The organism is Portibacter marinus (assembly GCF_021533195.1).
Taxonomy (GTDB): Bacteria; Bacteroidota; Bacteroidia; order Chitinophagales; family Saprospiraceae; genus Portibacter; species Portibacter marinus.
This window is the reverse complement of sequence record NZ_JAJNKB010000002.1, coordinates 598,079-611,058: the sequence shown is the minus strand read 5'-3', so window position 1 is coordinate 611,058 and position 12,980 is coordinate 598,079. Positions and strand designations below refer to the sequence as shown.

Below are 12,980 nucleotides of genomic sequence, written 5' to 3'. Positions count from 1 at the left end.
GGTTATAAAACTGTCTATAGATTATACTTTAAAGAGAATGTGGATAATACCCTATTTGATATTAGACGAAAACCCGATCGTTTATAAATGAGAACACCGTGTAAGATAATTGTTTTTGCCCTACTCCTATTATCCCAAATTACATCCCATTCTCAGTGTAATTCACTCGGTAATTTATTAGGTGCTTTTGAAGTCAGACCTGGATTAGATACCTGCTATAATATCAATATTGAAAGGCTGCTTAATAATGATCTCTCTTCAAACCCTTTTTCAGGTTTAGAATTTTTTTTTACTCATAATAGTGTTAGTGAACTTTATGTCGAATTAACTGCTCCTTCAGGCAACTCCGTCATATTGATTGGAGATATACAAAATGGACCACCTACAAATGGCTCAAATTGGTTTACAGTGTTCTCAGAATGCAATGGTGATGCAGATCCAGACATAAGTTTTGGAATAACGAGCGAATCCTGGTTAAATAGTGAACCTTGGAGTGTATTTACTAATTATTTCGGAACATACTATCCAAATTCCGGTTGTTTTGAAAACGAATTTGGTACTGGTGAAATAAATGGCATCTGGAAACTACGGATAATAAATTCATCCGATTTCAATACTTTAAGCGTTCAAAGATTTGGTTTTTTAATCAATGACCCAACTTGCATTCCATGTGCAGCAGAAGCAGGAACTCAAACTGTCAACAACTTAGAAGTATGTACCGGGGATGATCTAAATTTGAATTTGGGACATATTGATGTTACGACTAATGCTGATTACACCAATGGCTATTTAGTTGTTGACCAGGCTGGTGAAGTAGTTCTTGTCAATCTTGATGGTCATTTCCTCGGCTTACAACCAGGTGATTATTCAGTTTGTGCATTTTCTGTGGAAACGGATTCGTTGACTTCTTTAATTACAAGTGAATTAAGCTATTCTGAAATGGCTACTGCACTTGCAAATGGAGATATATCATTTTGTTTGGACCTTACTGAGAATTGCACCAATCTAACAGTAAATGAATCTCCTCCCGTACTTACCAGAGATGAAGTCATTTGTTTAGGAGAATCATTAATAATAGGTATAGACACATTTCGGAATTCAGGAACTTTCGAAGCAAAATTACCTGCTCAAAGCACTGATCTTTGTGATACTTCGGTAGTTTTAAACCTAGAAATTGTCAATATCCAACCATTAATCACTTCTTCTCAGACAGCGTTCAATTGTAACAATCCTGTGATCACGCTAGATGCATCTTCCTCCCTTCAAGAGTCAGGAAGCTCTTTTTTTTGGAGTACAGATGATGGGCAGATAGAAGGCAATCCTACAGAGCTAATTATTGAAGTATCTCAACCAGGGACCTATCATTTAGATCAAACCGAAGGGGAATGCACATTGAGGACTTCAATAAATCTCACACAGTCTGGCGTCATACCTGAAATCATCATTAGTTCAGACCAACTATCCTGTGAAAACGAAACACTCTCTCTAGACTTAAGCACTACTGAAACCATCTTATCAGCAAGTTGGAGTGGACCACAGAATTTTTCTAGTACATCCCTTTCACCCACTGTATCAGTACCTGGAGATTATACGGTTATTGTGAATACCTCCGACGGTTGCCAGGTGAGTGCAATGTATAGATTAGAGCAAGGGGAAGATCAACCGGTGATCAGTGCCAGTGCTCCAACAATTTCTTGTGCAGCGACTTCAGTTCGAGTAACAGTAAGTAATTTGAATTACAATCTATACAGATGGACAGGACCTAATAACTTTGTATCTAATGCTGCGGAACCAGACCTACCTGCACCTGGAATTTATTACCTGGAAGTACAGGATCAAAATGGTTGTAAAGGATTCACTTCACTTGAAGTAATGGGGGATGCAGGTATTTTTCAATATGAGGTTAGCGGAGAGGATTTCAAATGCCCCGGAGGTCAAACGACAATAGCTGCATCTTCAGAAATCAGTACAGCTTTGTATATCTGGACTGGTCCTAATGACTATTTCTCTTCATCACCTATCAATCAGGTTTCCGAAGAGGGAACTTATTATATTGAGATACTAGCCAATGGTTGTTACATAAGAGATTCAATTACTCTAGGCCGAGATATCTCTGATCTTCCAGAATACGATGTACAAGTAGAAAATATAGGTGATTGCGAGAACCCATTATGGAGACTGACCGCAATACCCGTTGCTAACGAGTTTCAAGCGAGTCGTTTCAGATGGGCAATATCAGGAATTGGAGTAATCGCAGAAGGCGAACAAGCAGATGTTTCAAATTATGGGGATTATTTTCTATTAATTAGCACATTTGACGGTTGCTTTATTATAGAAAGATTTGAGATCGAGCCAATCCCTGAAGCACCTGTAGTAAGTATTCAAGACAGAGCAAGTGTTACTTGTTCTACAGGTCCTTTTGCGGGGGTTATTGATGTAACACAAGTGGACACTTATAAGTATAATTGGGTAGGTCCATTTGACTATAAAGGTGATTCTTCATATATTGAAAATTTAGCAGCGGGATTTTATTCTTTGACAGTTACTGATACTATTTCAGGCTGTGTTTCTTACCTGGAGGCAAAAATAGATGGCGACACCATTCCCAGAAGGATAAATTTTTCAAATACAAATATCACTTGCATAGATTCAACAGCTCAAGTTATAGCCTCAGTTAGTGGCGGAGGTAATACCTATGAATGGACTGGACCAGGAGATACCCTGAGAACACGAAATATCCAGGTAACAATTCCAGGAATATACACTTTAAATGTAATCGGTGGCAACGGTTGTGTTAGTAATGAAAGTTTAGAGATACTTATGGATACGTTTCCTCCAAATTTTACCTTGAACGATACCATTCTGGAGTGTGCCACTCAATCAGCCAGACTAGATCCCAATACATCAGAATTAGGACTACTTTATCAATGGGAAGGGCCGGATGACTTTACATCCACTTCCGCTCTGCCAACAATATTTGGTTCAGGTACTTACAATGTCTCTATAACTGGAAGAAACGGTTGCACCTCTATTGGTTCAGTGGAAATTCTTGAAAATCCAGATACACCTCAACCTCTCGCTGTTTCTTTGGATACGTTGAATTGTATTAATTCATCCGTCATGTTATCCGCGAGTGCTCAAAATCCTATCTCTTCCTATGCGTGGAACGGACCTGCCAGCTTTTTTGCAACACAGCAGAATCCAATAGTCTCCAGACCAGGAGAATATGTCCTCAGTGTGGTAAGCTTGGAAGGCTGCATTGGATTTGATACGGTAGAAGTGATCAGAGAAATTATATTGCCAGATGTTCAATTTGCATTTGATGATCAGATAGATTGTGTTGATCATACTGCTGCTTTGACCGGAATATCTCCAGATCCAGGTGCTACTTTCTCCTGGACAGGACCTAATGGATTCAATGTCATGAGACAAAATGCCAATGCTATTGACACCGGCACCTATATCTATACCGTGCGTGGAAGTAATAATTGTGTTGATAGCGATACTTTCGCCATTGGTATTGAAGCTATAACTTTTGATACTGATAATGTGTTGTCCTGCTTTCAACCCGCCATTGACATTACTGAATTGTCAGACAGCGTAAATTTCGATTATGTGTGGAACCTACCTGATGGAACTACCATTGACCAAAATTCAATTTCACCAGTCGAGGCTGGATTATATACCGCTGAAGTGTTTGGAGATAATGGTTGTACGGCGAATGTTACGATTAATGTTTCTCTTGATACCATTAAGCCTGTGGCAGCCATTCAGCAAGACGGATTGATCAGGTGTGAAGACAATGAAATTATACTCAACAACACTGGCTCTTCTGAAGGCCCCTCGTATCAATACTTTTGGGAAAGTGCGGACGGTATTATTAATAGTCCATTATCTAATGAGACTATTGACATTAAAGGAATTGGGAATTATCAACTAACAGTGGTAGACGGTAGAAATGGTTGTATTGATACTGCCATCATTCAGGTGATGGAAGAACCTCAGAACTTCACCGATTTCCTTATCAATGTCACCAATCCTTTGTGCCCAGGAGATAACAATGCCAGTTTGACCTTTGGTGGTAATACGGGAGGAACTGGACCATTTAGCTTTTCTTTAGATGGAGTCATGTTTAAAGATGACAGTACATTTTCTAATTTAACTTCTGGTCAATATACTTTTATAGCGAAAGATAGCTTTGGTTGTTTTGTGCAAAACCTGGTTACTATCGGAGAACCAGAGGATTTAGAATTAGATCTGGGGGGCAATATCGATGTCTTCTTAGGCAACGATGTAGAAATTTCAGCGAATACCAATTTGACCATGGAAGAGATTCAATCTATTGAATGGCAAATTGCGAATCAGCTGGGTTGTGCAGACTGCTTATCTTTTACATTAACTCCTAGTGAGGATGTTATGGTAGAACTCACGCTGATTAATGAAAATGGGTGTTCTGTTACAGATGAGATAAAAGTAAGAATAGATGAAACTCCAGTACTTTTCAGGCCCAATATTTTCAGCCCCAATCAAGATGGTATCAATGATGTGTTTTATATATCCGCTAATCCTGGAGTCTTAAACATTCGGTCTATTGATATTTTTGACAGATGGGGAACAAAAGTTTTTGAAAATCAAAACTTTGCTCCTGGTGATCCCAATGCTGGCTGGGATGGAACCATCAGTGGCAACAATGTATTGCCTGGTGTTTATGTCTATCATGTCAACGTGGAAATGATCACTGGCGAAATTAAAAGCGTCACCGGCGATGTCACTCTTGTTCGGTAGTACTTTTTTGGTTCCGAATATGCTGTAATACCAACCTGAGTTGTTCACTTTTATCAAGATTAGAATTGTTGATAAGAATGGCATCATCAGCTTTTCTGAGTGGACTATCCTTGCGATTAGAGTCAATGTGATCTCTCTTTTCCAAATTCTTCAGTATAGCCTGTTCATTCACCTCCATCCCTTTACTTTGGTATTCCAAAATCCTTCTTCTAGCTCTGACTTCAGGGTTTGCGGTAATAAAAAATTTGTGATCAGCGTTAGGAAATACTACTGTACCAATATCCCTCCCATCCATCACCACACTTTTGTCTAAACTCATATTCCGTTGCAGCTCCACAAGCTTCCTTCTGACCACGGGAATTGCAGCTACTTCACTCACAAATTCACTCACCCGCGGTGTCCTGATATCTTCCTCGATGTTATGACCATTCAAAATGCATTCATTTTTACCATCAGTGTTATCAAATGTAATGTGAATGCTAATCAATGCCTTGGCTACTTCCTTAGGTGAAGTAATGTCAATTTTGTGGTTCAGGAAGTACAGCGTAACCGCCCTATACATTGCTCCTGTGTCCACATAGACAGCATTTAGTTCCTTTGCCAAAGCTTTAGCTAAAGTACTTTTACCACAAGCTGAATAACCATCGATTGCCACTACCATAAAAAAAGCCTTACAAATTTGATCTGTAAGGCTCTAAAGTAAAATTTTTATCTTCTAATATTCATCTTCATTGAAAAGAAAATCATCTTTTCTTGGGTAGTCGGGCCAGATATCCTCCATGGTATCATAAATTTCGCCTTCATCCTCAATGGCCTGTAAGTTTTCGATCACTTCTAAAGGTCTGCCTGATCTTACAGCATAATCAATTAACTCATCACGAGTTGCTGGCCAAGGTGCATCCTCCAAGTGGTGCGCTAATTCTAATGTCCAATACATAACTTAATTGGTTCTAATTTTAAATATAAATAATCACCCATATTTCGTGCAAAAATAAAAAAATAACAATTCTGTGCAAGAAATATCATATAAACTTCGCTGACATAACCAGCGGTAAAAACATTCATATGCTTTAACCACCGCGCCTAGGGAAGTCAATCAACATAATTAACCGGAAAAAACAAAAAAAATTCCCTGAAACGAAGATTTTTTACCAGGCAGTGTATTTACTACAAAATAAGCATGGCATCACCATAAGAGAAAAACTTATACTTCTCTTTAACCGCCTCGTTATAGACCTCCATCGCAAGATCATGACCCATAAATGCAGATATCATGATCAGCAGACTTGTCTTGGGCAAATGAAAATTGGTGATCATTGCATTGGCAATGCTAAATTCATATGGAGGATAGATAAATAAATTAGTCCAGCCCTCGGCCGCCTTCAGATTACCAGTCGCACTTACTGCAGATTCAATACTCCTCATGGAGGTCGTTCCAACTGCACAAACCTTCTTTCCAGCCTCTTTGGCAGCGTTTACTTTATTAGCTGCAGACTCAGAAATCTTGAAATATTCAGCCTCCATCTTGTGTTTCGATAAGTCTTCTACTTCTATAGATCTGAAAGTTCCCAAACCTACGTGAAGTGTAAGCTCAGGAAGCTCCACTCCTTTCAGCTCCAGTCTTTTCATTAAGCTGCGACTAAAATGCAATCCTGCTGTTGGAGCTGCTACTGCCCCTACTTCCTTTGCATAGATGGTTTGATACCTCTCTGCATCCAGATCTTCAACTTCTCTTTTAATATACTTTGGTAATGGAGTATTCCCTAATTCATTTAGGATCTTGTAAAATTCTTCATCCGGCCCATCGTAGAAAAAACGAATGGTTCTTCCACGTGAAGTGGTGTTGTCAACTACTTCAGCGATTAAAACGTCATTGCCAGATTCGTCGGTAAAATAAAGCTTATTTCCTACTCTTATTTTTCTTGCGGGATCCACAAGAACATCCCAAAGCTTGGAGTCTTTATTTAATTCACGTAAAAGAAATACCTCAATTTTCGCCCCGGTCTTTTCTTTGGTGCCGTACATTCTGGCAGGAAAAACCTTCGTATTGTTGAAAATGAGCGCATCTCCTTCGTCAAAATAATCGATTAAATCCTTGAAAACTTTGTGTTCTACCTTTCCTGTATCACGATGAACTACCAGTAATCTAGCTTCATCTCTTTCCTTACTTGGATATTGTGAAATTAAGTCCTCAGGTAATTCGAAATTAAAATTGGAAAGTTTAGTTCTCATAAATAAGTGATTTAAAAAAAAGCATGACCGAATGTTACTGTCATGCTATTATATTTTAAAGAAAAAGATTACTTGACAGAGTCAACGATGGCTTTGAAAGATGACGGATGATTCATCGCCAAATCTGCCAAAACTTTTCTGTTCAGAGTAGATCCCGCTTTTTTCAGTCCGTTCATCAATGTGGAATAGGTCATTCCATTCATTCTGGCAGCTGCATTGATTCTTGTAATCCAAAGTCTTCTAAAGACTCTTTTCTTGTTTTTTCTGTCCCGGTATGCGTATTGAAGTCCTTTCTCTACAGCATTCTTGGCAACTGTATAAACTTTAGACCTTGCTCCGAAATAACCTCTTGCTGCTTTTAAGATTTTCTTCCTTCTTCTTCTGGAAGCAACAGCATTAACTGATCGTGGCATAATTTTTTGATTTAGTACGAACCAGAGGATTAGTCAATCTCTTTAATCCTGGTTCCTCGTTAAATAATAATTGAACTTATAGACAAAGCATATCCTTAACTCTACCCTCATCAGCTTTATCAACCAATGTAGAACCAACGAGTCTGGTCTTTGCTTTGTTAGATTTCTTTCTTAATAAGTGCGATGTTCCAGCTTGAAATCTTTTGATTTTTCCAGAACCTGTCACTTTAAATCTATTTTTAGCACCTGAGTGCGTTTTCATCTTTGGCATAACTAATATTTAATATGCTTTTTTGAAATAGTGTGCGAAGATACGCTTTATAATTAAAAATGAAAATTAAATAATTATTAATTTGCCTCCATCTTAACCTTGAAAGCAAAATTATCTATTATAATTCGTAGATGTTTAAAATTTACTTCTTCTTCTTTTTCTTAGGCGAAACGATAACAATCATCCTTCTCCCTTCCATTTTTGGCAAAGCTTCTGCAGCTCCATATTCCTCTAACTCTTTAAGAAATCTCAAGAGAAGCAATTCACCACGATCCTTGAAAACAATGGTTCGACCTCTAAAGTGGACGTAAGCCTTTACTTTTGCACCATCCTCAAGAAATTTTTTCGCGTGATTCAGTTTGAAATCAAAATCGTGATCATCGGTGTTTGGACCGAATCTGATCTCCTTGATGACAGTCTTAGCCGTTTTGGCTTTAATTTCTTTTTCCTTCTTCTTCTTATTATAAAGAAAGCGCTTGTAATCTATAATTTTACATACAGGAGGCTTTGCTTTAGGACTGATTTCCACCAGGTCTAACCCCATGTCTTCTGCCCACCTCTTAGCTTTGTACGTATCGTAGATTTCAGGAGTGATTTTTTGGCCAGCTACTTCACTGACTTCATCTAAATTATCTCCTACCAGACGGATTTTTGGAATTCTAATGTTTTCGTTGATTCTGTGTTCTGCTTCGTTGCGAACTACTCTTCCTCGTGTTCTTCTTGCCAAATTTATTTTATTTAGTTAATTAATTGTTTGTACTTTCTTAAAAATCAAAGAGAAGCACCCATATAAATAAGGGATACTTCTCTTCTTTAGTTCAATATTTCTTACTTTTTAATATCTTCTGATTTTACCTTCTTTGCAAATTCAATCTTTAATCCATCTTTCTCCTTATTCATCTTCGCTATTAACTTGCTTTTCTCATCCGGATTATTTGTCAGGATAAATTCTGCTAAAGGATCTTCAATGTACTTCTGAATCGCTCTGTTCAAGGGTCTTGCTCCGTACTGAGGATCAAATCCTTTTTCCGCAACAAACTCTTTTGCCTCTTTTGACAATTCTAAATTGTAATTCATGCCCTCTAGCCTACTAAACAGATCCGCTAGGCTGATGTCAATAATTTTAAAGATATCCTCCTTATCCAAACTGTTAAAGATGACCAAATCATCAATCCTATTTAAAAACTCAGGTGAGAATGTCCTTTTCAAAGCATTCTGTATCACAGACTTAGAATGGTCTTCAGCAGACTCTTTTCTGGATTGAGTAGCGAATCCTACACCCTGACCAAAATCTTTCAACTGTCTGACTCCAATATTGGAAGTCATGATGATCAATGCATTTTTAAAATCCACTTTCCTTCCCAAACCATCAGTCAATTGACCATCATCCAACACCTGTAATAGGATATTGTATACATCTGGGTGTGCTTTCTCAATCTCATCCAGCAGAATGACAGAGTATGGCTTTCTTCTAACCTTTTCAGTAAGTTGTCCACCTTCTTCATATCCAACGTATCCAGGAGGAGCACCTATCAATCTACTCACAGAGAATTTTTCCATGTATTCGCTCATGTCAATTCTAATCAATGAATCTTCATTGTCGAACATATATCTTGCCAAAGCTTTCGCCAATTCTGTCTTACCTACTCCCGTCGGACCTAAAAATATAAATGAACCTATCGGCTTCTTAGGATCTTTAAGTCCTACCCTATTCCTTTGAATTGCCTTGGTAATTTTTACGATCGCTTCGTTCTGTCCGATAACCATTTTCTGAAGATCATCGCTCATATGCACAAGCTTATTGCTTTCACTCTGAGCCACTCTGCTCACTGGGATTCCCGTCATCATTGCAATCACCTCAGCAATATTTTCTTCTTCAACCGGATATCTCTTGGATTTTGCCTCTTCTTCCCAGTCTGCTTTTCCCTGTTCCAATTTCCGAATTAATTTAGACTCTGTATCTCTCAGATCAGCTGCTTTTTCATACTGCTGATTCTTAACTGCCTGATTTTTAGCTTCTTTAATCTCTTCAATCTTATTTTCAAGATCTTCAATATATTTTGGAACATGAATGTTTTTAAGATGGGTTCTCGCTCCCACCTCATCCAAAATATCGATGGCCTTATCAGGTAAAAATCGATCACTGATGTATCGATCACTAAAGTTCACACAAGCTTCAATAGCCTCATCAGAATAATCCACATTGTGAAACTCTTCGTATTTAGACTTAATATTATGTAGGATGTGAATTGCTTCATCTACTGATGGTGGTTCGATCAACACCTTCTGGAACCTTCTGTCTAATGCTCCATCCTTTTCAATATGTTGTCTGTACTCATCGAGGGTAGAAGCACCTATGCACTGCAATTCTCCTCTGGCCAAGGCAGGCTTAAATATATTAGACGCATCCAATGAACCAGTGGCACCACCTGCACCTACAATGGTATGAATTTCGTCAATGAAAAGTATAACATCTCTCGATTTTTCAAGCTCATTCATAATGGCTTTCATTCGCTCTTCAAACTGACCTCTGTACTTTGTTCCGGCAACCAAGGCTGCAAGATCCAGCATCACCAGTCTTTTATTGAATAAAGATCTCGAAACTTTCTTCTGATTAATTCTCAGTGCCAATCCTTCAACAATAGCTGTTTTACCTACACCAGGCTCACCAATTAAGATCGGATTGTTTTTCTTACGTTTACTCAGAATTTGAGATACACGCTCTATCTCTTCTTCACGTCCAATGATGGGATCTAATTTACCGTCTTGCGCCAATTTCGTGACATCTCGACCAAAATTATCCAAAACCGGAGTCCTCGACTTTGAAGATCCTTTTCGTGAATAACCCTCGCTACTTCCTTCATCTTCCATAGGTACATCAGAATCCGAAGGCGTTTCATCCATATACTCTGTAAAATATTCAGACTCCTCCTGACTCACATATTCTAATTCGCTCTTAAAGTTTTCATAATCAATGTCATATTCATATAAAACTTTAGCTGCCAGATTTTCTTTATGTCTCAATATAGATAGCATAAGGTGTTCGGGACTTATCTCATCATTCTTATACATCTTTGCCTCTAAAAAAGTAACTTTTAGTACTTTCTCAGCCTGCTTATTCAATGGTATATTACCCACATTAAGGCTTGTGTCACCAGACTTATTAGAACTGGTATTCTCCTCTACCTTATATTTTATCTCATTCAGATCAATTTCCATAGAGTTTAGAACCTTTACCGCCAAACTGTCCTTGTCCTTAAGAACGCCAAGTAATAAATGTTCCGTACCTATATAGTCATGACCTAGACGCAAAGCTTCATCTCGACTGTGTGAGATGATTTTCTTTACTCTTGGTGAAAATTTTTTATTATTCATATTCTAATTTACATGTAACAATTATACTATTAATTCCGCTAGATATCAATAGTACTCAGCCGTATTTACTAAAAAAAGCGTGCCACAGTATTTCAACTGTTAAAATGGCGTATTTATATCAACCATATTCCAAGCCTTTTGTTAAAGTTCGACTTAAATTTAACTCAATTATAACGACTTAGGTCAAATCTTATTCGTTATCAATGATTTATGCGTTTAATATATAATTTTACTTTGAAGTCCTATAAATTTGAATAAATTTGTGACTGATAAACCTTGAAGAACCTTAATATTAAAGAAAGCATTGATGAAATACAACGTAGATAAAGAAGAAAAGTATTCAGTATTCCAATTGCAGGAAGAAAATTTAAACTCTCTAATTGCCCCAAATCTCAAGTCGGAATTTGTTTTTCTTAGAAACGAGGGTGTTAGAAATTTAATCTTTGATTTATCCCAGGTCAAGTATGTCGATTCGTCAGGTTTAAGTGCCATATTGACCGCTAACAGACTTTGGAAAGGCTACGGAACTTTTGTGCTTACCGGAATCGATCATCCAAGTGTACAGCGACTCATTGAAATAAGCAGACTTGAGACCATCTTAACCTTAATGCCAAGTCTTAAGGAATCTATTGACTACATCGACACAGAAGAATTAGAACGCACACTAGATAAGGAAGTGGAGTAATAGAATGAGCTTAAAGCTTACGATCCTGGGTTGCAACTCTGCAATCCCGACACTCCAAAGATTTACTACATCACAAGTTCTGAGTACGGAGCGCAAAAATTATTTGATTGACTGCGGCGAGGGCACGCAAATACGGATCAAGGATCTCAAGATCAAAAAGTCTCGTATTCACGAAATCTTCATAAGCCATCTTCACGGGGATCACTTTTTTGGTCTACCTGGATTATTAACCTCCTTCACCCTCAATGGCAGAACTGATCGTCTTACTTTATTCGGACCAATAGGACTTGTGAAATTCATTGAAGTATTGAAAGACATCGGAAGCCTTTACCTCAGCTTCCCACTTGAAATAATAGAAATTCAGGCTTACACCGAAGAAGTGATTTTCGAGGATCAATTTTTGACCGTACACACCATTCCATTAAAGCATCGCGTTCCCACCACTGGTTTTTTATTTAAAGAAAAAATAAAAGAAAGGAATATTATCCCAGAGAAAATCAAGGAATACCAATTAACCATTCCTGAAATTCAAAAGGCTAAAAAAGGTGAGAACATTATTCGTGAAAACGGAAAGGTGCTGCAAAACGATGAATTAACCAATGATCCTCCTCCGCCAAAGTCCTATGCGTTTTGCTCCGACACCACCTATGATCCCGGACTCGTCAAGATAGTAAAGAATGTAGACCTGCTATATCATGAAGCAACTTATCTTGACGAATTGAAGGAGAAGGCCAAGGAGCGCGGGCATTCTACAGCAAAGCAAGCTGCAAACATCGCTGTTCAGGCAAATGTCAAGAAATTAATTATAGGTCATTATTCCTCCAGGTACAGGGACCTGACTTCCCTGCAGGAAGAAGCTCAAAGTGTGTTCCCCAATGTAGCACTGGCAAAGGACGGCGAACAGTTTGTAATATGATTTTTTTGTAATTTCTAATTTAATCTTCTTGGATGTTTTAGATATACTATTATCTTTGCAATCCCGTTTGAGAAATCAAGCAATTTTGTGCAAGAACAAAACATGGGAGATCGGTTAGCTCAGTTGGTAGAGCAACGCCCTTTTAAGGCGTGGGTCCTGGGTTCGAGCCCCAGACCGATCACTAATTTTCTCCTTCTAACCATCTCTTTTAATCTTCGATTTTCTTCCTTCCTTCACTAACAATTGGTTAATGCCTTTTGATCATTCTAAGTATTGATCCAAAATATCTTAATATTTCTTATT

Annotated in this window: 10 protein-coding genes and 1 tRNA gene; 4 read left to right on the top strand and 7 right to left on the bottom strand. The window is 38.0% G+C overall.

What is annotated here, in order from left to right; genetic code table 11:
* Positions 1 to 87 precede the first annotated feature (87 nt).
* Entirely contained in the window at positions 88 to 4,785 is a 4,698-nt protein-coding gene (locus L2567_RS06740) for a T9SS type B sorting domain-containing protein (protein ID WP_235296984.1), read from the top strand.
* Here L2567_RS06740 and cmk read toward each other — a convergent pair.
* The 7 genes from cmk to L2567_RS06705 all read right to left on the bottom strand — a co-directional run bounded on the left by cmk (position 4,769) and on the right by L2567_RS06705 (position 11,076).
* A complete protein-coding gene (gene cmk, locus L2567_RS06735) occupies positions 4,769 to 5,446 on the bottom strand; it encodes a (d)CMP kinase (RefSeq protein WP_235296983.1) in 678 nt (225 codons plus the stop codon). The two genes, L2567_RS06740 and cmk, sit on opposite strands and share 17 nt — an antisense overlap.
* A gap of 54 nt (positions 5,447 to 5,500) precedes the next feature.
* A complete protein-coding gene (locus L2567_RS06730; protein WP_235296982.1) occupies positions 5,501 to 5,722 on the bottom strand; it encodes a DUF2795 domain-containing protein in 222 nt (73 codons plus the stop codon).
* A 230-nt stretch (positions 5,723 to 5,952) separates the two neighbouring features.
* Positions 5,953 to 7,017 (bottom strand): tRNA preQ1(34) S-adenosylmethionine ribosyltransferase-isomerase QueA, encoded by a 1,065-nt coding sequence (gene queA, locus L2567_RS06725; RefSeq protein ID WP_235296981.1) that lies wholly within the window; start codon positions 7,015 to 7,017, stop codon positions 5,953 to 5,955.
* Between the two features lie 68 nt (positions 7,018 to 7,085).
* Positions 7,086 to 7,430 carry a 50S ribosomal protein L20 gene (gene rplT, locus L2567_RS06720; RefSeq protein WP_235296980.1) on the bottom strand — a complete coding sequence of 115 codons (345 nt, stop codon included), beginning with the start codon at positions 7,428 to 7,430 and terminating at the stop codon, positions 7,086 to 7,088.
* A gap of 76 nt (positions 7,431 to 7,506) precedes the next feature.
* Positions 7,507 to 7,701 (bottom strand): 50S ribosomal protein L35, encoded by a 195-nt coding sequence (gene rpmI, locus L2567_RS06715; RefSeq protein ID WP_235296979.1) that lies wholly within the window; start codon positions 7,699 to 7,701, stop codon positions 7,507 to 7,509.
* Between the two features lie 142 nt (positions 7,702 to 7,843).
* The gene (infC, locus tag L2567_RS06710) at positions 7,844 to 8,428 is read right to left on the bottom strand and encodes a translation initiation factor IF-3 (protein WP_235296978.1); all 585 of its coding nucleotides are present in this window, start codon (positions 8,426 to 8,428) and stop codon (positions 7,844 to 7,846) included.
* A gap of 101 nt (positions 8,429 to 8,529) precedes the next feature.
* Positions 8,530 to 11,076, bottom strand: a complete 2,547-nt coding sequence (locus L2567_RS06705; RefSeq protein ID WP_235296977.1) for an ATP-dependent Clp protease ATP-binding subunit — start codon at positions 11,074 to 11,076, stop codon at positions 8,530 to 8,532.
* Between the two features lie 307 nt (positions 11,077 to 11,383).
* Between L2567_RS06705 and L2567_RS06700 the strand changes: the two genes are divergently transcribed.
* From L2567_RS06700 to L2567_RS06690, 3 genes are all read left to right on the top strand, one after another.
* Positions 11,384 to 11,761 carry an STAS domain-containing protein gene (locus L2567_RS06700; RefSeq protein WP_235296976.1) on the top strand — a complete coding sequence of 126 codons (378 nt, stop codon included), beginning with the start codon at positions 11,384 to 11,386 and terminating at the stop codon, positions 11,759 to 11,761.
* A gap of 4 nt (positions 11,762 to 11,765) precedes the next feature.
* Positions 11,766 to 12,677 (top strand): ribonuclease Z, encoded by a 912-nt coding sequence (locus tag L2567_RS06695; RefSeq protein WP_235296975.1) that lies wholly within the window; start codon positions 11,766 to 11,768, stop codon positions 12,675 to 12,677.
* 108 nt (positions 12,678 to 12,785) lie between these two features.
* Positions 12,786 to 12,858 (top strand) — tRNA-Lys (locus L2567_RS06690).
* Positions 12,859 to 12,980 lie beyond the last annotated feature (122 nt).